18 protein-coding genes and 8 pseudogenes are annotated in these 23,181 nt (G+C 56.6%); 22 read left to right on the top strand and 4 right to left on the bottom strand.

What is annotated here, in order from left to right:
- Positions 1–36: 36 nt before the first annotated feature.
- From DAAHT2_RS09315 to DAAHT2_RS09255, 14 genes and pseudogenes are all read left to right on the top strand, one after another.
- Positions 37–1,362, top strand: coding sequence for a UDP-glucose dehydrogenase family protein (locus DAAHT2_RS09315; RefSeq protein ID WP_013164037.1), 1,326 nt, complete (start codon positions 37–39; stop codon positions 1,360–1,362).
- Positions 1,359–2,131: pseudogene (locus DAAHT2_RS15335) on the top strand (NAD-dependent epimerase/dehydratase family protein). Before DAAHT2_RS09315 ends, DAAHT2_RS15335 begins: the two are co-directional and overlap by 4 nt.
- Before the next feature lie 14 nt (positions 2,132–2,145).
- Entirely contained in the window at positions 2,146–3,231 is a 1,086-nt protein-coding gene (rfbB, locus tag DAAHT2_RS09305; RefSeq protein WP_157861570.1) for a dTDP-glucose 4,6-dehydratase, read from the top strand.
- Positions 3,228–4,124 (top strand): dTDP-4-dehydrorhamnose reductase, encoded by an 897-nt coding sequence (rfbD, locus tag DAAHT2_RS09300; RefSeq protein WP_013164035.1) that lies wholly within the window; start codon positions 3,228–3,230, stop codon positions 4,122–4,124. The genes rfbB and rfbD overlap by 4 nt, the downstream gene beginning before the upstream one ends.
- A pseudogene (gene rfbA, locus DAAHT2_RS15100) lies at positions 4,121–4,870 on the top strand (glucose-1-phosphate thymidylyltransferase RfbA); the annotation flags it as partial. The gene rfbD and the pseudogene rfbA, both read left to right, overlap by 4 nt.
- Complete coding sequence (gene rfbC / locus DAAHT2_RS15095) at positions 4,865–5,326, top strand: dTDP-4-dehydrorhamnose 3,5-epimerase (protein ID WP_280983134.1); 462 nt, start codon at positions 4,865–4,867, stop codon at positions 5,324–5,326. The pseudogene rfbA and the gene rfbC (DAAHT2_RS15095), both read left to right, overlap by 6 nt.
- 370 nt (positions 5,327–5,696) lie before the next feature.
- Positions 5,697–7,256, top strand: coding sequence for a hypothetical protein (locus tag DAAHT2_RS09285; RefSeq protein WP_013164032.1), 1,560 nt, complete (start codon positions 5,697–5,699; stop codon positions 7,254–7,256).
- Between the two features lie 24 nt (positions 7,257–7,280).
- Positions 7,281–7,364, top strand: a pseudogene (locus DAAHT2_RS14970) (hypothetical protein); the annotation flags it as partial.
- Positions 7,358–8,617, top strand: a complete 1,260-nt coding sequence (locus DAAHT2_RS09280; protein ID WP_353740470.1) for a UDP-glucose dehydrogenase family protein — start codon at positions 7,358–7,360, stop codon at positions 8,615–8,617. The pseudogene DAAHT2_RS14970 and the gene DAAHT2_RS09280, both read left to right, overlap by 7 nt.
- Positions 8,614–9,386 (top strand): annotated as a pseudogene (locus DAAHT2_RS15330) (NAD-dependent epimerase/dehydratase family protein). Before DAAHT2_RS09280 ends, DAAHT2_RS15330 begins: the two are co-directional and overlap by 4 nt.
- Positions 9,387–9,404: 18 nt before the next feature.
- Positions 9,405–9,915: pseudogene (locus DAAHT2_RS09270) on the top strand (dTDP-glucose 4,6-dehydratase); the annotation flags it as partial.
- A gap of 165 nt (positions 9,916–10,080) precedes the next feature.
- Positions 10,081–10,350, top strand: coding sequence for an IS66 family insertion sequence element accessory protein TnpA (gene tnpA / locus DAAHT2_RS14965; protein ID WP_041718928.1), 270 nt, complete (start codon positions 10,081–10,083; stop codon positions 10,348–10,350).
- A gap of 70 nt (positions 10,351–10,420) precedes the next feature.
- Positions 10,421–11,548: pseudogene (tnpC, locus tag DAAHT2_RS09260) on the top strand (IS66 family transposase); the annotation flags it as partial.
- Positions 11,549–12,649, top strand: a complete 1,101-nt coding sequence (locus DAAHT2_RS09255) for a glycosyltransferase (RefSeq protein WP_041718926.1) — start codon at positions 11,549–11,551, stop codon at positions 12,647–12,649.
- A gap of 4 nt (positions 12,650–12,653) precedes the next feature.
- On the opposite strand, the gene DAAHT2_RS14960 is transcribed toward DAAHT2_RS09255, so the two are convergent.
- Together DAAHT2_RS14960 and DAAHT2_RS14955 are read right to left on the bottom strand one after the other, a co-directional pair.
- A complete protein-coding gene (locus DAAHT2_RS14960) occupies positions 12,654–12,911 on the bottom strand; it encodes a hypothetical protein (protein WP_218914998.1) in 258 nt (85 codons plus the stop codon).
- 161 nt (positions 12,912–13,072) lie between these two features.
- A complete protein-coding gene (locus tag DAAHT2_RS14955; RefSeq protein WP_218914997.1) occupies positions 13,073–13,249 on the bottom strand; it encodes an Rpn family recombination-promoting nuclease/putative transposase in 177 nt (58 codons plus the stop codon).
- Between the two features lie 303 nt (positions 13,250–13,552).
- On the opposite strand from DAAHT2_RS14955, the gene DAAHT2_RS09245 reads away from it, so the two are divergent.
- The 3 genes and pseudogenes from DAAHT2_RS09245 to rfbC (DAAHT2_RS15085) all read left to right on the top strand — a co-directional run bounded on the left by DAAHT2_RS09245 (position 13,553) and on the right by rfbC (DAAHT2_RS15085) (position 15,964).
- Positions 13,553–14,896, top strand: a complete 1,344-nt coding sequence (locus DAAHT2_RS09245; protein WP_013164030.1) for an ATP-binding protein — start codon at positions 13,553–13,555, stop codon at positions 14,894–14,896.
- A 27-nt stretch (positions 14,897–14,923) separates the two neighbouring features.
- Positions 14,924–15,508 (top strand): annotated as a pseudogene (locus tag DAAHT2_RS15090) (sugar nucleotidyltransferase); the annotation flags it as partial.
- Complete coding sequence (rfbC, locus tag DAAHT2_RS15085) at positions 15,503–15,964, top strand: dTDP-4-dehydrorhamnose 3,5-epimerase (protein ID WP_280983133.1); 462 nt, start codon at positions 15,503–15,505, stop codon at positions 15,962–15,964. The pseudogene DAAHT2_RS15090 and the gene rfbC (DAAHT2_RS15085), both read left to right, overlap by 6 nt.
- Before the next feature lie 134 nt (positions 15,965–16,098).
- Here the strand turns inward: rfbC (DAAHT2_RS15085) and DAAHT2_RS15325 are convergent, their stop codons facing one another.
- Both DAAHT2_RS15325 and DAAHT2_RS09235 read right to left on the bottom strand, forming a co-directional pair.
- Positions 16,099–16,383 (bottom strand): type II toxin-antitoxin system RelE/ParE family toxin, encoded by a 285-nt coding sequence (locus tag DAAHT2_RS15325; protein WP_013164028.1) that lies wholly within the window; start codon positions 16,381–16,383, stop codon positions 16,099–16,101.
- Positions 16,373–16,621: a CopG family ribbon-helix-helix protein gene (locus tag DAAHT2_RS09235; protein ID WP_013164027.1), complete on the bottom strand. Its 249-nt coding sequence runs from the start codon at positions 16,619–16,621 to the stop codon at positions 16,373–16,375. The genes DAAHT2_RS15325 and DAAHT2_RS09235 overlap by 11 nt, the downstream gene beginning before the upstream one ends.
- Positions 16,622–16,694: 73 nt before the next feature.
- On the opposite strand from DAAHT2_RS09235, the pseudogene DAAHT2_RS15215 reads away from it, so the two are divergent.
- From DAAHT2_RS15215 to DAAHT2_RS09215, 5 genes and pseudogenes are all read left to right on the top strand, one after another.
- Positions 16,695–16,782 (top strand): annotated as a pseudogene (locus DAAHT2_RS15215) (sugar phosphate nucleotidyltransferase); the annotation flags it as partial.
- A 55-nt stretch (positions 16,783–16,837) separates the two neighbouring features.
- Positions 16,838–18,103, top strand: a complete 1,266-nt coding sequence (locus DAAHT2_RS09230; protein WP_013164026.1) for an ATP-binding protein — start codon at positions 16,838–16,840, stop codon at positions 18,101–18,103.
- A gap of 105 nt (positions 18,104–18,208) precedes the next feature.
- Entirely contained in the window at positions 18,209–19,996 is a 1,788-nt protein-coding gene (locus tag DAAHT2_RS09225; RefSeq protein ID WP_013164025.1) for a hypothetical protein, read from the top strand.
- Between the two features lie 7 nt (positions 19,997–20,003).
- On the top strand, positions 20,004–20,936 hold the full coding sequence (locus DAAHT2_RS09220) for a hypothetical protein (RefSeq protein ID WP_013164024.1): 933 nt from the start codon (positions 20,004–20,006) through the stop codon (positions 20,934–20,936).
- Positions 20,933–23,161: a glycosyltransferase family A protein gene (locus DAAHT2_RS09215; RefSeq protein ID WP_013164023.1), complete on the top strand. Its 2,229-nt coding sequence runs from the start codon at positions 20,933–20,935 to the stop codon at positions 23,159–23,161. Before DAAHT2_RS09220 ends, DAAHT2_RS09215 begins: the two co-directional genes overlap by 4 nt.
- Positions 23,162–23,181: the final 20 nt, after the last annotated feature.

Genomic DNA, 23,181 nt, shown 5'->3' with positions numbered 1-23,181 from the left:
AGGTAAACTGAAAACAGGTAACTATCAGGGGTAGATATGAAAATAGCAGTAGTAGGTACCGGCTACGTCGGCCTGGTCAGCGGTGCTTGTCTGGCGGAATTCGGCCACCGGGTGGTTTGCATGGACAAGCTGGCGGAGCGGATCGACTTTTTGCGCCAGGGTAGTATTCCCATTTACGAGCCGGGCCTGGATGATCTGGTGGCCAGGAATGTGGAGCAGGGTCGGCTTTCCTTCACCACCGACCTGGCCGAAGCCATGGCCGATGCCCGGGCGATTTTTGTTGCCGTGGGCACCCCCAGTGTGCGGCGGGGCAACGGTTATGCCGATTTAAGCTATGTTTACCAGGCGGCGGAGGAAATTGCCGCCAATCTGGTTCAGGACTATACGGTGGTCATCGACAAAAGCACGGTGCCGGTCGGTACCGCCCGCCAGGTGCAGCGGTTGATTGCCAAGGCCAACCCCCGGGCGGTTTTCGATATGGTTTCCAACCCGGAGTTTCTGCGGGAAGGGGCGGCAATCAGCGATTTCATGCGTCCGGATCGGGTGGTGGTGGGCAGCGGCAGTCAGCGGGCATTTGATGTGATGCGGGAGATTTACAACCCCCTGTATCTTAACGGCACTCCCATTGTCGAAACCACCCTGGAAACCGCCGAGTTGATCAAGTATGCCGCCAACGCCTTTTTGGCTGTGAAGATCAGCTTTATCAATGAAATGGCCAATCTCTGCGAGGCGGTGGGGGCCGACGTCAAGCCCCTGGCCAAGGCGGTGGGGCTGGATGGCCGGATCGGCGGCAAGTTTCTTCATCCCGGCCCCGGCTACGGCGGCTCCTGTTTTCCCAAGGATACCTTGGCGTTATTGCGTATCGCCCAGGAACACGGCAGCACCAGCCGCCTGGTTGAGGCGGCGGTGGAGGTGAACGCGGCCCAGAAGGGGCGAATGATCAAGAAAATCCGCGACGCCCTGGGCGGCAGCGAGGCCGGCAAAACCATCGGCGTGCTGGGGCTGACCTTCAAGCCGGAAACCGATGACCTGCGCGAGGCGCCGGCATTAACCATTCTGCCCGCCCTGTCGGAGAAGGGGGCGGCGCTGCAAGTACACGACCCCCAGGGGATGCGCGAGGCCGCCAAAATAATGCCGGAATGCCGCTACCTGGACGACCCCTATGCCGTCGCCACCGGCGCCGACGCCCTGATCCTGATGACCGAATGGAACCAGTACCGGGCCTTGGACCTGCAACGATTGCGGGAGTTGATGGCCCAGCCGCTGTTTATCGACCTGCGTAATGTTTACGAGCCGGTCATGATGCGGGAGGCGGGGTTTACCTACATTGGGGTTGGACGGTTGCAGGGAGCTATAAAATGAAAGTGCTGATCACCGGCGCCGCCGGCTTCATCGGTTCCGCCCTGTCTTTGCGGTTGCTGGCCCGCGGGGACCAAGTGGTGGGAATCGACAATCACAACGACTACTACGACCCGTCGCTCAAGGAGGCTCGGCTGGCCCGCCATGCCGATCATCCCGGCTACACCCATTGCCGCATCGACCTGGCCGATAAGGCGGCGGTGGCAGAGGTTTTTGCCGTGCACCAGCCCCGGCGGGTGGTGAACCTGGCGGCCCAAGCCGGGGTGCGCTATTCCATTGAAAATCCGCAGGTCTGCGCTTTTTTACGGTTTACGGCCCCTGGGACCGGCCGGACATGGCTTTGGCCAAGTTCACCCGGGCGATCATGGCCGGTGAGCCGATCAAAATCTTCAACTACGGCAAGCACCGGCGGGATTTTACCTTTATCGACGACATCATCGAAGGAGTGGTGCGGGTGCTGGACCGGCCGGCGGCTCCCAACCCGGAGTGGTCCGGCGACAACCCCGATCCCGGCAGCAGCACTGCGCCCTGGCGGGTGTACAACATCGGCAACAACCGGCAGGTGGAGCTGATGGAGTACGTCGAGACCCTGGAAAAGGCCCTGGGTAAGACGGCCCAAAAAGAGTTTCTCCCCCTACAACCCGGCGACGTGCCGGACACCTTTGCCGATGTAACCGACTTGGTGCGCGATTTCAACTACCAGCCCGGCACCACGGTGCAGGAGGGCATTGGTCGTTTTACCGCCTGGTACCGGGAATATTACGGGGGTTAATCAGGGGGGGCAGGATTTTGATACTGGTAACCGGCGGCGCCGGCTTCATCGGTGCCAATTTCATTCTGGACTGGCTGGCGGAAGAGGGCGAACCAGTCCTCAACCTCGACAAGCTTACCTATGCCGGCAACCGGGAGAACCTGGCCGGGGTTGCTGATGATCCCCGGTACCGGTTTGTGCATGGAGATATCGGGGATGCGGAACTGGTTGCCGGGCTGCTGGCCCGGCACCGGCCCCGGGCGGTGATCAACTTTGCCGCGGAATCCCATGTTGATCGTTCCATTCATGGCCCGGCGGCTTTTATTGAAACCAATGTGGCCGGTACCTCCCGCCTTCTGGAGGTGGTGCGGGACTATTGGGGCGGGCTGCCCCTCACCCCCGGCCCCTCTCCCGTGGGGAGAGGGGAGTTTCGGTTTCTGCATATCTCCACCGATGAGGTTTACGGTTCCTTGGCTCCGGCCGAGCCGCCCTTCACCGAAAATCACCCCTACCAGCCCAACAGCCCCTACTCGGCCAGCAAGGCGGCCAGTGATCATCTGGTTCGGGCCTGGCACCACACCTACGGTCTGCCGGTGCTGACCACCAATTGCTCCAACAATTACGGCCCCTATCAGTTCCCGGAAAAGCTGATCCCCCTGGTAATCCACAATGCCCTGGCCGGCCAGCCCCTGCCCATTTACGGCGATGGCCTTCAGGTTCGAGACTGGCTTTATGTGGGCGATCATTGCCGGGCCATTCGCCGGGTGTTGCAGGCCGGCCGGGTGGGGGAGGTCTATAACGTTGGCGGCCATAATGAATTGACCAACCTCCAGGTGGTTGAAGCCATCTGCGCCCTGCTCGACGAGTTGCGGCCCCGGGCGGACGGCCGTTCTTACTCGGCCCAGATGACCCATGTGCCCGATCGGCCCGGCCACGACCGGCGCTATGCCATTGATGCCGGCAAGATCGAGCGGGAGCTGGGTTGGAAGCCGGCGGAAAGCTTTGCCACCGGCATCCGCAAAACCGTGCAGTGGTACCTCGACCACCAGGGCTGGGTGGATAATGTAACCAGCGGCGCCTACCGGGAATGGGTGGACCGCAATTACCAGGAGCGGGCATGATGGACCGGCCCTTGCTGCTTTTTGGTGCTGAAGGCCAGGTCGGCTGGGAGCTGCAACGCAGTTTGGCGGTCTTGGGGCCGGTGCTGGCCTTGACCCGGCGGGAGGTTGATCTGTCCGACCGGGAGGCGGTGCGGGCGGCGATCCGCGCCGCCGGGCGACCTGCTGCCGTGGTCAATGCCGGGGCCTATACGGCCGTGGATAAGGCCGAAGACGAGGCCGAAACGGCATACGCGGTTAATGCCGCGGTCCCGGCGGCAATGGCGGCGGAGGCCAAGGCGATTGGGGTACCGCTGGTCCATTTTTCAACCGACTATGTTTACAATGGCGACAAAGCCGGGCCTTACCTGGAAAGCGATGCGCCCGATCCCCAATCCGTTTACGGTCGCAGTAAGCTGGAGGGGGATGCGGCGATTATCGCATCCGGGGTGGAACACCTGATTTTGCGCACCACCTGGGTTTATGCCGCCCGTGGCGGCAATTTTCTCAGAACCATGTTGCGCCTGGCCGGGGAGCGCGATCAGTTGCGCGTAATCGCCGATCAGGTTGGGGCGCCAACCTCGGCGGAGCTGCTGGCGGATATCACCGCCCATGCCCTGCGGCTGATGCTTGGCGGCAAGGCCGGCGGCGGTCTTTACCATTGCACGGCGGCCGGGGAGACCTCGTGGCACGGTTATGCCCGGTTCATTGTCGCCGAGGCTGCCGCCCTGGGCCGGCCTTTATTGGTCAAGCCGGAGCAGATCGAGCCGATCCCGACGGAAGCGTATCCGTTGCCGGCCAAGCGCCCGAAAAATTCCCGGCTTGATTGCCGCCGTTTGGAGGCGGCCTTCGGCCTGGTGATGCCACCTTGGCAGTTTCATGTGCAACGCACCCTGAAGGAGTTGATCGAATCATGATTACCCGCAAAGGTATTGTTCTAGCCGGCGGGGCCGGCACCCGGCTGCACCCCGCGACCCTGTCTGTTTCCAAACAATTGCTGCCGGTGTTCGATAAGCCGATGATCTATTACCCGCTATCGACCCTGATGTTCGCCGGTATCCGCGATATTCTGATTATCTCCACCCCCCAGGATACGCCCCGTTTTCAGCAACTGCTCGGCGATGGCAGCGCCTGGGGGATCAATTTGCAATACGCGGTGCAACCCAGCCCGGAGGGGTTGGCCCAGGCATTTATTATCGGCGAGCAGTTTCTTGCCGGTGAGCCTGCGGCTTTGGTGCTGGGGGACAACATCTTCTATGGTCATGATCTGCACGTGCTGCTTGCCAATGCCATGCGGCGGGAGCACGGGGCCACCATTTTTGCCTACCACGTTAACGACCCCCAACGATACGGGGTGGCCGAGTTCGACGCCGACGGCAAGGTGCTGTCGCTGGAAGAGAAGCCGCAGCGGCCGAAATCCAGGTATGCCGTGACCGGGCTCTATTTTTACGACCACCAGGTGGTGGAGTTGGCCAGGCAGAATAAACCTTCGCCCCGGGGCGAGTTGGAGATTACCGATCTTAACCGGCTCTACCTGGAACAGGGCAGTCTGGCCGTGGAGATCATGGGCCGGGGTTATGCCTGGCTGGATACCGGCACCCATGAATCATTGCTGGAAGCGGGGCATTACATTGCCACCCTTGAAAGGCGGCAGGGGCTGAAGAACGAAAAGATTTTCCAGGCGGCCACCGGCCTGCGGCCGAATTTTGTGCAGGATAACCACTCGAAATCACAAAAGGGCGTGTTGCGCGGCCTTCACTATCAGTTGCCGCCGAAGGCCCAGGGCAAGCTGGTGCGGGTGGTGCAGGGCGAGGTGTTCGATGTGGCGGTGGACATCCGCCACAACTCCCCCACCTTCGGCCGCTGGGTGGGCCAACGGCTTTCGGCGGACAACAAGCGACAGTTATGGATACCCGAAGGTTTCGCCCACGGCGTCCTCACCCTTACGCCAACCGCCGAGTTCCTCTACAAAACCACCGACTTTTACGCCCCCGAACACGAACGCTGCATAGCCTGGAACGACCCGGATATAGGCATAGACTGGGGCTATGAAGATCCCCCCCTGCTTTCCACAAAAGACCGGGAGTGCGTACCGCTTTGCAACGCCGAGGTTTTTTGAGAACGCAGGGAGCAGGCCAGGCACGCCCCGCAACCTGGCCAAAAGCGTAACCGTGGAGTAGCGTTGCGGGAGGAACAATTTTCCTGTTTTTCAAGCTAGCCCAGCAACGCTTTGTCATTGCAATCGTTGCCGGGTTCGGATAGTGTTTTGACACAGAATGATGGCGTTACACAACTCAGGAGGAACCCGTAATGAAAACGCAAGGCACGTTCGGAAACGCTGATCTTGCAAAAGAAATCGCCTCTCAATTCGGTACAACGCAGGAAACCGTGAAGGTCAAGATGCGTTATACTAAGGAGGTGCGGGATTTTCTCAACAAGATTGATGAGGCCCACCGCAAAGCGGCCGAGAGCGAGTTGACTTTCGGCTGATGACGTTGCTGGATGACCACCGCTGCGTATCAAGTAGCGACCTGGAATATTTTCAGTTGGAGTCGCCTTTCTCGTCCTTCGATTTCGTCGAAAAACGTTTTGGCGAAACCAACAGCATCCGGCGCCTTTTTTCCTTGGCCCGCTCATTTTCCTGCCAGACGCTTATTGTTGAAACTATTCCGGTAGCAGGAATCATCACTGAAGAAAATGAAGACATTCTGGCCAGGTATCCTGACCATCGCAATGACGGGCTGCTACGACTTTCGTTCTGGAATGTCGAATTGTCGGCCAAAGCACACCCTCATCTCAATCAGGAAAATCTGGTCGGTTACGCCATTCTCAAGTTCGACTCTGTACCGTCTCGGTCGATCGCCCAGTGGCATGTCTTCGAGGCTGTATTCGTCAAATATGCACATGAGCACAACTGTGTTCCACGCGCCGGCCAATACCGTCTGGTGGTTGGTTCCACGTCACTGATCATTACCGGCATCCTTTACTGCCAACAAAATGGATTGAACAAGGCGTGCGCCCAGGTGGCACTGCGCAGCCTGATATCCAGATGTTTGCTTGAAGGAGACATCTCCTACCGGCGGATCAATAAACTGGCCGAACAAGTTAATCCAGCTTTTGAGCCTGCTCAGGGGCTGAGTGTGCCGCAAATCAGAGCGATCTTGGCTGGATTGGGCATTGAATACAGCGATATCGATTATAGCCAGGACCAAAATGATCGCCGCCGTGAGCTACCATACCAGAAATATGCTTACGCCGGCCTGGAATCAGGGTGCGGCGCTCTGGTCGGTTTTCGCCTGACTGGCCAGGAGTTGCAATACGAAGCAAAACACATTATTCCCTTTTACGGCCATACCTTCAACAAGGACACCTGGGTTCCGGATGCCGAGATTTCCTATTTTCGCATCGGGGAGACCGCTGGCTATGTGCCGAGCGAGAGTTGGACCAGCAGCTTCATCGGTCATGATGACAACTTTGGTCCCAACTTCTGCATTCCCCGGCTCTATATCGAGCACGACAAGGTGGATTACGTCGTGGAGCTGTTCCGACCAGGTATCCGCTATAGCGGAGTGAAAGCCGAGGCCATCGCCTTGGATATCCTGTATTCGGCACTCTCGACCCTGAGCAAAGGGAACAAATGGATTAATCGCCTTATCCAATGGGCGATGAAACAGCAAATTGTCTTTCGCGCCCAAGCCGCATCGGTGACCGAGTATACGGACCACCTGCAGTCGTTAACCGACTGGGAAGGTGAGAGGGAGGACCAGGCACTGCCCCTGGCCCTGGCGAAAGTAATGCCGTCGTACGTATGGGCTGTTGAAATCTCAACACCCCAACTTTTTCCGGCTAATGAAAGAAAGCTAGGGGAAATCGTCCTTGACGCAACCCGTCAACCGGAATTGCAAGAGATATCGGACTTTTTCAACATCTTTCTCTTTGCCAGGCTCCCCGGCATCTATCTGCTTGGAGGCGATGTGATCAATGAAACTCCCAGTTTCACGCAGATTCCAAGCAAGATAAATTCACATACCGAACTGTTCAAATTTTGAAGGCACGCTTCGGCGGTAATGGTGGCCGAACACTGGATTGTGGTTTCCGGAACGGCCAAGGTGACCAAAGGCGACGAGAGCTATCTGGTAAGCGAAAACGAATTCACCTTGTAGTCTGCATGGACAAGCTGGCGGAGCGGATCGACTTTTTGCGCCAGGGCGGGATTCCCATTTACGAGCCGGGTCTGGATGATCTGGTGGCCAGGAATGTGGAGCAGGGTCGGCTTTCCTTCACCACCGACCTGGCCGAAGCCATGGCTGGTGCCCGGGCGGTCTTTGTTGCCGTGGGTACCCCCAGTGTGCGGCGGGGTAACGGTTATGCCGATTTAAGCTATGTTTATCAGGCGGCGGAGGAAATTGCCGCCAATCTGGTTCAGGACTATACGGTGGTCATCGACAAAAGCACGGTGCCGGTCGGTACCGCCCGCCAGGTGCAGCGGTTGATTGCCAAGGCCAACCCCCGGGCGGTTTTCGATATGGTTTCCAACCCGGAGTTTCTGCGGGAAGGGGCGGCAATCAGCGATTTCATGCGTCCGGATCGGGTGGTGGTGGGCAGCGGCAGTCAGCGGGCATTTGATGTGATGCGGGAGATTTACAACCCCCTGTATCTTAACGGCACTCCCATTGTCGAAACCACCCTGGAAACCGCCGAGTTGATCAAGTATGCCGCCAACGCCTTTTTAGCCATGAAGATCAGTTTCATTAACGAGATGGCCAATCTCTGCGAGGCTGTGGGGGCGGACGTTAAGCCCCTGGCCAAGGCGGTGGGGCTGGATGGCCGGATCGGCGGCAAGTTTCTGCATCCCGGCCCCGGCTACGGCGGCTCCTGTTTTCCCAAAGATACCCTGGCCCTGCTGCGCATTGCCCAGGAACATGGCAGCACCAGCCGTATGGTAGAGGCGGCGGTGGAGGTGAACGCGGCCCAGAAGGGGCGAATGATCAAGAAAATCCGCGACGCCCTGGGCGGCAGCGAGGCCGGCAAAACCATCGGCGTGCTGGGGCTGACCTTCAAGCCGGAAACCGATGACCTGCGCGAGGCGCCGGCATTAACCATTCTGCCCGCCCTGTCGGAGAAGGGGGCGGCGCTGCAAGTACACGACCCCCAGGGGATGGGCGAGGCCGCCAAAATAATGCCGGAATGCCGCTACCTGGACGACCCCTATGCCGTCGCCACCGGCGCCGACGCCCTGATCCTGATGACCGAATGGAACCAGTACCGGGCCTTGGACCTGCAACGATTGCGGGCATTGATGGCCCAGCCGCTGTTTATCGACCTGCGTAATGTTTACGAGCCGGTCATGATGCGGGAGGCGGGGTTTACCTACATTGGGGTTGGACGGTTGCAGGGAGCTATAAAATGAAAGTGCTGATCACCGGCGCCGCCGGCTTCATCGGTTCCGCCCTGTCTTTGCGGTTGCTGGCCCGCGGGGACCAAGTGGTGGGAATCGACAATCACAACGACTACTACGACCCGTCGCTCAAGGAGGCTCGGCTGGCACGCCATGCCGATCATCCCGGCTATACCCATTGCCGTGTCGACCTGGCCGATAAGGCGGCGGTGGCAGAGGTTTTTGCCGTGCACCAGCCCCGGCGGGTGGTGAACCTGGCGGCCCAAGCCGGGGTGCGCTATTCCATTGAAAATCCGCAGGTCTGCGCTTTTTTACGGTTTACGGCCCCTGGGACCGTCCGGACATGGCTTTAGCCAAATTCACCCGGGCGATCATGGCCGGCGAATCGATCAAAATCTTCAACTACGGCAAGCACCGGCGAGATTTCACCTTTATCGACGACATCATCGAAGGAGTGGTGCGGGTGCTGGACAAGCCGGCGGCCCCCAACCCGGAGTGGTCCGGCGACAACCCCGATCCCGGCAGCAGCACTGCGCCCTGGCGGGTGTACAACATCGGCAACAACCGGCAGGTGGAGCTGATGGAGTATGTCGAGACCCTGGAAAAGGCCCTGGGCAAGACGGCTCAAAAGGAAATGCTGCCCCTGCAACCCGGCGACGTGCCGGATACCTTTGCCGATGTCGCCGACCTGGTGCGCGATTTCAGCTACCAGCCCGGCACCACAGTGCAAGAGGGCATTGGTCGTTTTGCCGCCTGGTACCGGGAATATTACGGGGTTTAACAGATTGGGGGCGGGGAAATGCTGTTGATCACCGGAGGCGCCGGTTTCATCGGCGCCAATTTTATTCTGCAATGGCTTGGCCAGGGCGGCGAACCGGTGGTCAACCTGGATGCCCTCACCTACGCCGGTAACCCGGAAAACCTGCAAGCCCTGGCCGGCTCCTCCGCCTACCATTTTGTCCATGGCGATATCACCGACGCGGCCCTGTTGCAGCGGCTTTTTGCCGAGCATCGCCCCCGGGCGGTGATCCATTTTGCGGCGGAATCCCATGTGGATCGTTCCATTCACGGGCCGGAGGCCTTCGTCCAGACCAACGTGGTGGGCACCCTGCGGTTGCTGGAGGCGGCGCGGGCGCACTGGCAGACGCTGGCCGGGGTGGAGCGGGAAGAGTTCCGTTTTCTCCATGTCTCCACCGACGAGGTGTATGGCACCTTGAGCCCGGACGATCCGCCCTTTACTTGAAACCACCCCGTATGCCCCCAACAGCCCATATGCCGCCAGCAAGGCGGCCAGCGATCATCTGGTACGCTGTCAGCGGCAACCTGAAAGAGCACTAAAATGGGCCGTTTGAAAATGTAGCAATTTTGCCGTCCCTCCATCTTCTTTAATCCTATCTAAAAATTACCTCTCTTCATCCTGCCTTATTTTCTTCGTAAGCGCTCAATGAACCCCTTCTTTTTTTGCCTCCCCCGCCATGGCAATATCACCCCTGGTTGGCGGCCGGGATATTCTCGGCGGCACTTTACCCGAGGAGGTGATCATGGACAAGAACGGCAGGGGCAGCAAGCGGCGTTTCTGGGCCGCCCATGTGGCGGCTTGGGAGCGGAGCGGCCTGACCCAGACGGCGTATTGCCGGGAGTACGGTCTGAGCCGGCATGCCTTTGGTTGGTGGCGGCGCAAGTTCAGGGATCGGCCGGCGACTGAGCTGCCGCATAAAAAGCTGGAATACAGCCGGATTTTTTAGCGTTTCAGGAGAGTATTTACTTGACGTTTCAGGGAGATGGGTTACATTGTCGGCATGACTTCGACTCCCGCTCCGCCCCAAGTACGCCTGCCGGCAATGCGAAGGGGTTGCAGATGAAGGGCCGACTGTGGTCATCGCCCCGGCCCCGGAGCAGATGATTGCTAAAAGTATCGCCAGTCCCGGCCTGCTGGCCCACGTATTGACCGCCAAATTCGCCGATGCCCTGCCTTTCTATCGCCAGGAAGGGCAGTTCGCCCGGCTGGGGGTGGAGATCGGCCGGGGCGTCATGTGCGGCTGGGCGATGAAGGTGGCCGAACGGCGCGAACCGCTGTTGGAATTGATGCAGGAAGAGATTCGTTCCGGACCGGTGGTCAATGTTGACGAGACCACCCTCCAGGTGCTGGCCGAAATCGGCCGGGCCGCCAAAGCCAAGTCCTACATGTGGGTCTTTCGCGGCGGTGCACCCGAACGTCCGGTCCTGGTGTTCCAGTATCAGCCCACCCGGAGTGGCGATCCGGCCGCCGTTTTTCTCCGGGGCTACCGGGGCTGCGTCCAGACCGACGGCTACATCGGCTATGACTTCCTCGACCATCAGCCGGGGGTGATCCATGCCGATTGCTGGGCTCATGCCCGGCGCAAGTTCAATGACGTCCTCAAGGCCGCCGGCAAAACCAAGCGGGACGGCATTGCCGGCGAGGCCCTGGAATGGATCGGCAAATTGTACAAAATCGAGGCGGCCATGCGGGAGGCCGGGCTTGATCAAGAGGCAATCCAACAGCAGCGGCAAGCGCAGGCGGTGCCCCTGCTGGCCGACTTCCGGCAGTGGCTGTTGGCCCGGCAGCGGGAAGTACCACCCAAAAGCCTGCTGGGCAAGGCTATGGCCTATACCTTGGGCCAATGGAAAAGATTGCAACGTTACGTTGAACATGGACTCCTGCGACTGGACAACAACTTGGCAGAAAACGCCATCCGGCCCTTCGTCGTGGGCCGGAAGAACTGGCTCTTCTCCGGCACGCCCCAAGGCGCCAGGGCCAGTGCCGCAATCTACAGTATTATCGAAACGGCCAAAGCCAACGGCCTGGAGCCCTATTGGTACCTGCGCACCTTGTTTGAACGGCTGCCGACGGCCGGCACCAGGGAGCAAATCAAAGCCCTGCTGCCCCAGTATATTGACCGTAGCCTGGTAGTTGCCAAATGATTGGGGTTTGCTGAGCGCTTACAAAGCGGCGGCAGCCTGGCGGTCCGGCTGGCCGCCGCCGCCGAGGCCTTGAAAACGGTATTGCGGGTGTTCAAGCCCGCCGTGGTGCTGGCCGCATCCAACTGGCAGAACGCCTTGCCGGCCGGGATTGCCGCCCGTGAGTTGGGGTTGCCCTTTGCTTATGAGGTGCGCGGCTTCTGGGAGATCAGCCGGGCCTCGCGGGAGCCGGAGTGGGGTGCGGGGCCGGAGTTTGAGGCGGTGGTGGCCCATGAAACGGCGGTGGCTCGGGGGGCGGACCGGGTTTTCACCCTGAATCGTTTAATGCGCCAGGAGTTGTTACGGCGCGGAGTGAAGGAAGCTCGGGTAGCCCTGGTGCCCAACGGTATCGACGCCGCTGCCATTGAGGTTGGCCCGGCTCCCCGCGTGGGTGTTCCCACCCGTGCCGACCTGGGGCTGACCAGTCGTTATGTGGTTGGCTATGTCGGCTCCTTCAACGAATACGAGGGTCTGGAGGCGCTGATTCGGGCCGTGGCGGCGCTGCGTCGGCGGGGAGTTGATCTTTCCCTGTTGCTGGTGGGGGCCTCCCACAAAACCGGTTTATCGGCGCCGGATGCCAAGGCGCCCCTTGAAACCGCCTACCGGGAGTTGGCCCGTTCCCATGGCCTGGCCGATGAGCATTTGCAAATGCCCGGCCGGCTGGCCCCGGAAGCCGCCACGGCTTGTTACAATCTGTTGGACCTGGTGGTGCTTCCCCGCCGCCCGCTGGCGGTCTGCGAGCTGGTGACCCCCATGAAACCCCTGGAAGCCCTGGCCCACGGCAAACCAGTATTGCTTTCCGACGTAGCCCCATTGGCCGACCTGGCCGAGATCAGCCCCCAGTTCCACTACTTCCGCAAAGGCGACGAAGCCGACCTGGCCAACCAAGTTGCCCGCCTGCTGCAAAACCCCACCCCCATCGCCCCGCCCACCCCCGAACTGCTGCAAACCCTGAGCTGGCCCAACCGGGTAAAGCCCATCGCCCAGTGGGTGCAGGAAAACAGCGGTGGCCGGAGCTTGGCGGGCCTGGCGGCGAGGGCTGAGTTTGCTGGAGCGGGGAATTAACCGGTTATTGCTCACCCAGTAGTTCTTCCAGGCTGTTGGCTTGCAGAATGTTTCCGGTCCAGGCTTCCAGTTTTTGCGCACCGGCCTTCTCAATCCGTTTTTCGGCCCAGCCAGGCAGGGAGCCGAATTTGAGCTGGATTAGCTTGCGCAGGGTCTGCTTGGTACCTTGGGCAACGCCTTGGGCCATGCCTTCCTTGATACCTTTCCGGTGGCCTTTCGACCGTTCCCTTTTAACCATGTTTTCCAGGTTTTCTGCCAGCATATCTTTGTCCTCCAATAAGCTGTTAACCTTGTCCAGGTTGATATCCACCCCCAAGTGGTGCAGGTGCCGCTTGAGCCAGCGGGTGACCAGTTTGTCGATGCGTTTACGATTGGGGTCCGCCTGGATAATGGCTACAATCCGCTCGATGGCCTGCCCGGTTTTCAGCAGGTGCTGGTAAAAGGCGTTATGTAATGACCGCTATGCAGTTTGAGGGTGGAAAAATCCATGATCCGGGCAATCTCCGGCGAGGTAAAGCCTTCGATAAGCTGCCGGACAAACTCCGGGTAGCTGAACAGCTCTTTCGACCTGATCCGCATCCCCGCCCACGACCACCCCATGCTGGAATTCTTCACCATGCTGACGGCGGTCCAACTCCTGGCCCTGGAAGTAGCCACCCGCCTGGGCAACGACGTGGACATGCCCCGCAACCTGGCCAAAAGCGTAACCGTGGAGTAGGGTTTTACCGGCTTTGACCGGCGCTTTCAGTCCATCCCCCCACTGTTCCCCACTGTTTAAAACCCCGACTTTTAACGCTGGAAAAGCCCAAATAGCCTTGATTTTTTATATTACCTGGCGTATTGTGCAGTTTGATTTGGCTCAAACTCTGTTACAACACCATCCGGCGTAAAGGAGAATCTTGCATGAAACGATTGGCGGAAAAACAGATTGCAGGCTGGAAAGATTCGCCGCGTCGTAAGCCGCTGATAATTCGTGGAGCGCGCCAGGTTGGTAAAACATGGCTTGTCGAGAATGTTCTCGCGAAACAATTTAAGAGCTTTGTCAAAATAGATCTGGAAAAACGCCGCGACCTGCACCCGCATTTCTCTGAAAATCTTGAGCCTCGGTCGTTACTGAACCATCTTGAATTGACCGCCGGTCGAATCATTCCCGGTCAGACGCTTGTTTTCCTTGATGAGATTCAGGCCTGCCCGCGAGCACTGATGGCATTACGTTATTTTCATGAAGAGATGCCCGATCTCCATGTTGTTGCTGCCGGTTCATTGCTGGAGTTTGCCTTTGGCGAGATATCCGTGCCGGTCGGTCGCGTTCAGTATCTGCACATGCATCCGATGACATTTTACGAATATCTGCTGGCAATGGGCAAAGAGCGGATGGCGGAATACACCCTGAGTCAGCAGGATGATGTTGCACGGTCTATCCAGGAAATCATTCTCGGGGAATTGCGGGGCTATTTCTTTGTTGGCGGCATGCCTGAATGTGTCAAGACCTATCGTGACACCGGTTCCATGGTTGAAACCTTTCAAGTTCAATCAGAGATTCTGGACTCGTATCGCGATGACTTTTCCAAATACACCCCCCATATCAACACAAGCTGCCTGGATGCGGTTTTTTTGGGCGTGGCAAAGCATATTGGAGAGCAATTAAAATATTCCCGTCTCAATGATGGGCATTCAAGCCAGATGAATCACAAAGCGTTTGATCTGCTGGCCAAGGCGAAGGTCATTCATAAAATTCCGGCCTGTGACCCAAGCGGATTGCCATTAGGCGCAACTGCCAATCCAAAAAAATTCAAGGCATCCATGCTCGACATAGGGCTTATGCAGAGACTCTGTCAGGTGCCGGTTGAACTGGAATTACAGCAGGAAAATCTTCTGGCCATGTACCGTGGAAAACTAGCGGAACAATTTGTTGCCCAGGAACTGCTGGCCTGGCATGGATCAGAGTTGTTTTATTGGGCTCGGGAGGCCCGTGGCAGTAGTGCCGAGGTGGATTTTCTCGTTGTGCGGCAAGGAAATATTTACCCGGTAGAGGTTAAATCCGGAGCCGGCGGGAGCCTGCGAAGCATGCACCTTATGCTTGAAAAATATCATAATTGTCCGCAAGGATTGGTCCTTTATGGCGGAACGAGCAACGAACTATCCGACCAGAAACTCCAATTCCTCCCACTGTATTGTGCCGCGACCATTGGTGATCAACGAGGTGGTCGAGTAACAAAAGACACTCTCCCGCAAACGATATTTTAAGGATTGGCGCGACACCCGGTGCCGGTCATGGGTGACTGCAGGGAGAAATGGGGTCAGAAACTGCTCGGCGATGGCAGCGCCTGGGGGGTCAATTTACAATACGCGGTGCAACCCAGCCCGGACGGGTTGGCCCAGGCTTTTATCATCGGCGAGCAGTTTCTTGCCGGTGAGCCTGCGGCCCTGGTGCTGGGGGACAACATCTTCTATGGTCATGATCTGCACGTGCTGCTTGCCAATGCCATGCGGCGGGAGCACGGGGCCACCATTTTTGCCTACCACGTTAACGACCCCCAACGATACGGGGTGGCCGAGTTCGACGCCGACGGCAAGGTGCTGTCGCTGGAAGAGAAGCCGCAGCGGCCGAAATCCAGGTATGCCGTGACCGGGCTCTATTTTTACGACCACCAGGTGGTGGAGTTGGCCAGGCAGAATAAACCTTCGCCCCGGGGCGAGTTGGAGATTACCGATCTTAACCGGCTCTACCTGGAACAGGGCAGTCTGGCCGTGGAGATCATGGGCCGGGGTTATGCCTGGCTGGATACCGGCACCCATGAATCATTGCTGGAAGCGGGGCATTACATTGCCACCCTTGAAAGGCGGCAGGGGCTGAAGAACGAAAAGATTTTCCAGGCGGCCACCGGCCTGCGGCCGAATTTTGTGCAGGATAACCACTCGAAATCACAAAAGGGCGTGTTGCGCGGCCTTCACTATCAGTTGCCGCCGAAGGCCCAGGGCAAGCTGGTGCGGGTGGTGCAGGGCGAGGTGTTTGATGTGGCGGTGGACATCCGCCACAACTCCCCCACCTTCGGCCGCTGGGTGGGCCAACGGCTTTCGGCGGACAACAAGCGACAGTTATGGATACCCGAAGGTTTCGCCCACGGCGTCCTCACCCTTACGCCAACCGCCGAGTTCCTCTACAAAACCACCGATTTTTACGCCCCCGAACACGAACGCTGCATAGCCTGGAATGACCCGGATATCGGCATAGACTGGGGCTATGAAGATGCGCCCCTGCTTTCCGCAAAAGACCGGGAGTGCGTACCGTTGCGCAACGCCCAGGTGTTTTGAGAACGCAGGGAGCAAGGCAGGCACGCCCCGCAACCTGGCCAAAAGCGTAACCGTGGATTAGGGGAAGCTTACGGCTTGAGCGGATCAATAATTTCTGCCTTAATTTTTCCCGTAAGTGCTGTCGTGGTCGACTATCATAAGCGACTCGGCCATTTTCGCGATGTGTGATAGACCCGTAATATTTGAACTGTTTCGCCGATGACGCGATATGGGACAATGTATGGCAATCCGGAAACCACAAGCTCTCTGGTGCCGGGAACGCGACCGGTACGGCCGATTCCCTGTTGCTCCCTCAGCAGGGAAACCGCTTCAATGATCTTTAGTGCAACCTCTGCGGCTGCGGTGGGGTTATCCTGGTATATATAGGCCTCAACTTCCCTTAAATCCAGGAGTGCTTGTTGGAGCCATTTAACGCGCAACCTTTGCCTCCCACCGGGCAAGGACTTCGTCGTGGTCGATAAACACTGCTCCGGCTGTATCTGCCTCGGCTATGGCTTTTAGAATACCCTCTATCTGCCACTCATTCACATCGAGGTATTGTTCAAGTGCCTCCTCGATGACGTAGGATTTTGACCGTCTGGTAGCGGTGGCTAATGCCTCGAGACGGGTTTTGGTTGCTGCCTTGACACGAACTGACACGCTGGCGGCTTTCTGCATTTGAACCTCCGTAACTAATTTGCATACATTGTATTTTCTTGTAAGACAATAGTCAATTGCAAAATCGAGAAACCTTAACGATCCCCAACGGTACGGGGTGGCCGAATTCGACGCCGACGGCAAGGTGCTGTCGCTGGAAGAAAAACCGCAGCGGCCGAAACAAGATGGGGGTAATTTTAAAATAGACTTTGCAAAAAACTATGTTATTTTTAAAGCATGCCTTCAGTTGCCATTCGTCGATATATTCTCGAGGAACTTCTCCGTGAACTTCGCCGTGAAGAGGTTGCCTTTCTCATCGGCCCGCGCCAGGCCGGCAAGACCACGATCATGCGGATCATCCAGGAAGAGTTGGCCGCCGCGGGTGAAAAAACCCTCTTTTTAAGCCTTGACTATGATTATGACCGGGTTTATTTCGAATCCCAGCAAAGCCTGCTGAGAAAGGTCGAGCTGGAGCTTGGGGCAGGCCCGGGTTTTGTCTTTATCGACGAAATCCAGCGCCGCGAGGATGCGGACATTTTTCTTAAGGGGCTGCAGGATATGCGGCTTCCCTACAAGTTCATCGTCTCCGGCTCCGGCAGCGTTGACCTGAAGGCCAAGGTCAAGGAGTCGATGCTGGGCCGCAAGCGGCTCTACGAGGTTTACCCCTTATCCCTGCGGGAGTTTGTCGATTTCAAAACCGGTTATCGCTATTCGGATCGCCTGGCGGACTTCCTGTCCTTTGAACAGGCTCGGGCGGCGGAACTGCTATTGGAGTACCTGAGTTACGGCGGCTATCCCCGGGTGGTGCTGGAAGTTGAGGCGCGTGAGAAACTGCGGGTGATGGATGAAATCTACCAAGGTTACATCACCAGGGACATCGCTTATCTGCTTAAAATCGAAAAGGTCGAGGCCTATGGTCAACTGATCCGGACCCTGGCCGGCCAGGCGGGGCAGATCGTTAATTATTCGGAGTTGGCCTCCACGCTTGGGATCTCGCTACCGACGGTTAAGAATTATTGCTGGTACGCTGAGGAAACTTACATCCTGCGGCGTGTCTCCCCTTTTTTTCGCAATGTTCGCAGCGAGATCAGCAAGGCGCCTTACGTTTATTTCTCCGATCTCGGTTTCCGGAATTTCGTCCTTGGTATTTTCGGCCACCAGCAACGCCTGGACGATTTGGGCTTTTCCTTCCAGAATCTGGTTTATTTGGTATTGCGGGAAAAACTGCGCTTAAGCGGTGCACAAATTCACTTCTGGCGAACCACCGCCAAAACCGAAGTGGATTTTGTCGTTCAGGCCGGCAGAAACCTTATTGCCATCGAGGTCAAATTTCAGGACCTGACCCGGCCCGCACCGCCCCGGCCCTTGGACGGCTTCGTGGCCAAGTATGCCCCTGTACGTTGTCTGGTGATCAACAAAAGCCTCCGGGCCACCGCCACGCTGCGTGACACCGAGGTTCGTTTCATGACCATCTGGGATCTGATGCTGGAAGAGTTAATCTGACCCTGTAGTTGATTAAGGCAGAAAAAATAAGAATTGCCGAGCCAGACAACATGGCCGGGTCGATAACGCCGGTTTGGAGTGCCGGGAGGGTGTGGGGTCAAAAATATGCATTTGCTGCATGAAACTAAAATATATTTTGTTTGGCTGCTGCGGGTTTTGCTGGTCTTTCTGCGCGTTTGCTCCGGTACTACCACGATGGCTGTGGGCGTCACGGTGTTGGGGCGTATTGCAAAGCTGCTGGCCTTTTTCCTTCCTTTGAAAGTTATTCTGTTGGCCGGCTCCACCGGTGTTCCCCGTTATTTTCCTTTTATTGACCCTTCCGACAAAACCGGCTGGATAATTGGCCTGACCATTGGCGCTTTTGTTGCCTATATTTTAAGCCTGGTATTCGACCGGGTTGCCGACCGCCTGTGTATGAGCGGCAGTGCCGCTGTTGTTGAACGAGCCACGGAGTTGGCTGTGGTGTCGCAACAGGGCGTACGGGCTCGTGCTTATTACGGCGATTTTGTACAGGTGGCGGCAGATGGGTTGTTTGTGGCCATCGGTATGCTGGTTCTGGCCTGGCTTAATCCTGAATTGGCTTTGTTGCTTTTTGTTTTGCTTGTCGGCCAGTACCTGTTTACGGTTGTTGTTATGGCCGGTTCAGAAGACGTTGTTCCCAGCAGGACCAAGGCTTATATTAAAACCAAGCTGAAAAATTATCTTGAAGTTCTTGCGTCGATCAACTTTCTGGCTGGTTTTTTGGTGTTGTTGGCCCCTTTTGTGCTCGGTATTGGCGGCAACCTGCTGATCGCGATCCTCTCTATTATTCTGCTGCGTCAAACACTTGGCTCCATTCAGGGGGGGATTAAGACATGGGTAGACCTGGCGGCAGACCGGCCTACCATTGATACCCTGGTTTTTCCCAAGGTTAAATTTCAACCCTTGGAGCGCAAGGCTCGCCGGGAACTGCGCGATCTGTTTGCCAAGGAGCGCCGCCAGGCGAGGGTGGAAGCTGAATTAGTGGAAAAATTGGACGAGGAGCAAGGGGTAGAGGTATGTTGGGCCGACCCGGTAACACCGAACACCTATACTTTTCTGATCACCGCCAATAAAGTTGGAACTACTGAAAACCAGCACTACCAGCAACAGGTTGTTCCCGAACGTTTTGCCCATGTTTTCGATAATGAGGAATTTTTGTTCCGTCATGTTCCCAGGGCGTATTGTTGGGCGCCGGAAATTGTAGCCCGTTTCAAGGAAGGCCCTTTTGACTGCCGAATCTGTGAATATGGCACCGGCCAGCCGGTAGGTAAACAAGAATGGTTTCGCTACCGCCTGGAACTTCGGGAACGCCTGTGGGGCTTTGCCCCCCCCCGGGAACTGCTTGATGCCTACCGTACCTCCAAGCGCCTGTTACATGAGCGCCTTAACCGGGAGTTGTTCGAGCGGTTGTGGGTGGCGGTGGACACTAAAGAGGAAGGTGAAAACCTGGAGAAGTTTCTGGCGTTTCTGCCTAGTGTGACCAAACGCTTAAAAAAAGTGCCGCTGTACGTCTACAATCCATGGTTAAAGCTCGACTTTGCCGTGGCCACCGCCAATGGTGGTGTTTTCGTGGTGCGCTGGGGGCAATGGTCGCTGGAGCCACTTGGCGGCGGCTTGAATGACCTGGCCCATGAAAAGCATTTGCTTGAGCTGCTCCCGGAACTTGTCAAGCGCCGGGCCGATATTAAAAAGCCTTTGGCGGAGGCCGATATTCGCCTGGCAGCCCTTTGCGCCGGCCTGGAAGCAAAGATTAGCCAAGGCCGTTACAAGGCCGCCCTGGCTATAATGGAAGAGATATGCAGCTTGCAATGGCCCGGGGGCGTGGCTGACAGCGCCAGCAAAGAAAAAATGCCTGGGGAACAGGGCGGGTAAGTTGGTGATGGGAAAGGGGGAAACGGCACAGGCCAATGCCTTGTATCAGGCCGGCGCGTATAGTGCTGCACTGGCACTTTACGAACGAGTTGCGCAAAGACCGGGCTGGGACTCTCTTGTTCACGCCAATATGGTTCTTTGCCGTCAACGCCTACAGGAAAATCCAGCAAAGAAAGAAGTTGAACCACCAGAGATAATTGTCGCTTTAACGACTACCCGTTCCCGCCTGCAGGGTGTGCCGAAAGTTGTCGACAGTCTGCTGGAGCAGACTTTGAAACCTTTCCGCATCGACCTCAATATTTCACGCCAAAGTGATATGTCTGATGAGGGAATCGCCCCAGACGATCCAGTTCTAGTTGAGTTAACGCGTATCCCTGGGCTTAATATTAGCTGGGTGCCCAATATAGGCTCTTATCGAAAGATTTGGCCGCTCTTGGAAGGACATTTTTCGCAAGTGGTTGCCGGGGACAGACTTTTTGTAACGGTTGACGACAATACCCCGTATCCGGCTGACTTTTTGCAACTCCTTTATGAAAATTATTTACGGTATAATTGCGTGATCTCCTTTCGGGGTTGGCATATGGAGTTGGATCAGGATGGCCGACTGTCGCTGGATGATCGTTGGACCATGGGAAAAAACGTGCCTTCGTTGGGCAATCTGCCGTGTGGTCAAAACGGCGTTTTTTACAGCACGAAGTTTTTCGTTAAAGACTTTTTAAATTTTTCCCAAGCACAACTGTTGGCCCCAATGTCCGATGAGTTATGGGTTAAGTGGCATTGCGCGTTGAATGGGGTGCCGACAGTGGTGCTTGAACCGGGAGATTGCCCGACTTTCGAAGGGAATAACTCACTGATCGCACGATTGGAGGCGCATTATGAGCAGACTTGTAACTACAACCTGGCTTGGTTGATTCGTGCTGAGCTAAAGGCGGCTGCATGAGCTGGCGCAGGCTGGCGCCACCCCGCAAGGGGGATCTTGGCCTGCTGGTTTGTTTACGTGTCGGCGGGCCAATGGGTCCTGAGGCTGTTAATCGGCTGGCGAAGGTTTGCGGGATCTTTTGTAAACGATTCGATGCTTCCGTCGTTGTAGGTATGGAGGGGTTGGAGCATCTGGATGCGCAAGTGCCGGCAAATTGGTTGGCAGATGGCTTAATTATTCAGAGCATCTGTTCAGGGCACCGTAGTCTGGTCTTGAATGACTTGGTAGATGCCGCTATCCGCAGCAATGCGGTTTCAACGGTGTTTATGGATGTCGACCAACTGCTGCTTTCACCGGCCCGGGCACTTCAATTTATGGTTGAAAACCTGGGAAAGCAGGCCGTTTCAATCTTGAGTGCCGATTCCTGCTTCCTGCAAGTTGGGCGACCGCAATTGCTTGATCTTCCGCGGCGGCGCTTTCCTGCCGCATGGCCGGAGGGGTTACGATTTATAGATGCCGCCTGCCGCCAGGAGACAAAAGGGATCATTGAAAAACAAGATATAGCCGACCTTGATGACCAAAGGGGCGGCCCGTATCACCTTTTTGTTACCGAGGCCGGGGTGCAACGCTTGGGGGGGCGCGATCGCTTCCAAAAGCTTTCCCTGCGGGTGGGCGGTTTGGCCGTTAACGATTTTGACCAAATTTCGTTACTTGCACTAGAAGATGCAAAGGCCGATGGCAGCCAGCGCACAGTTTGGCGAAAGGTTTCTGCTGTAGCTCATACTGCCCCTGTAAGCACTGAAAAGGTTGTGTTCGATATCTGGCCGGCACCTTATGTGCTGGCGGTAGAAAATGGGCAAAGCGATGGCGCCTGGCTGGATGTTCCCAGGCAGGTTCTAGTCGGGCGTCGTTGCCCGGTGTCGATAGATACCGAAAAGTGTTGTGTTGGGGCGCAGGAAGCCGTATTCATCATGTCCAACTTCAACAAGGCGGCTTATCTGCCTGCCGCCTTGTACGGTTGGGTGATGCAAACATATCCAAACATCAGGTTGGATATCGTCGATGATGTAAGCAATGACGCATCGTTAGCAAAGATAACCGAATTTAAGCGCTTGACGGGATTGGATGACACTTTACTGAGCGTTAGTGTCAATGAATGCAAGCGGGGAACTTACTGGATCAGAAATCTGGTTATTTCTCGCCACCTGCGAGAAGGTGTGGTTTTTTTTGTAAACGATTCTGATGATGTTAGCAGCACCATGCGTGCCACGCTGCAAATGGGAACACTCGCAACGGACGAAAAGATGGAAGTCTGTCTGTTCAATATCGTGCGAGTGGACGAAAATTATTCACTTCTCCCGCTTAACAACGAAGTGGAACGGTACGGCACGGCCTCGCTCTGCTTCAAAGCAAGCCTGATTAGCAAGGTCGGCTACTTTCAGAATATTCAAAAGAATGCAGATTGGGAGTTTATCCGGCGTGTCAGGCGCTTCATTGGCCCGCCGTCCCCAACCTGGATTAAAATGCTGGCACTGTTTCAGACTTTTGACGGAGTAAATCTGACGGCCGATATTTACAAAATTGTTCGTGGTGGAAGCGGGATAGCGGCTAATCTTGGCTTGCGTAGGCAGCATATTGAAATAGCAAATCGGCATTATGAAAGCTTGAGCTTAGAGGGGTTGCCACGCAGTTTCGATTTCCCACTCTCAACCATGCAGGAAGAGTATGCACAACTCGGTGACGATTTCCTGATGGAAGGATATAAGCGGCCGGATTCAGTCATTGTGCTACTGGATGGTGACGACCTGGAAAAAGAAAATGACTTTTTGCAGGCAGGGTTTATCGTGCTTGCTCAATCGAGTGGCAATTGCTGGTCCTTTAAAAGTGCCAATGCGCAGGAAACCGTTGATGGTGAGGGTTTTGTCGAAGCTTTGGCAGGCTATACCGCCCGTCATGTTTTGTCGGCTTATGTGATCTCGTCTCGCTTGATAACCGCTCCAGGGCGGGGGATGGATTGGCAGGACTGCATGCGGGATGAATATTTGTTCGAACTGGTTGTCGCGTCTAAAGCTAAAGGTGACAAGTTTGTACTTCGTTCCGATGGAGTATGGAGTGAGGCCGCCACTTTCCTTAATAGGGCGGGAACCGGGGTGAAAGATGAAACGAACCCCGACAGGCAGCTTAATATGTTGCACACAAGTGTCGTGAATTCGCGCTTCATGTGCCGTGTTAAGAGCAAGAGATAAATTCTAATGGAAGCGCGATC

This window comes from Desulfurivibrio alkaliphilus AHT 2, assembly GCF_000092205.1.
Taxonomy (GTDB): Bacteria; Desulfobacterota; Desulfobulbia; order Desulfobulbales; family Desulfurivibrionaceae; genus Desulfurivibrio; species Desulfurivibrio alkaliphilus.
This window is presented reverse-complemented; position numbering and strand designations above follow the sequence as displayed.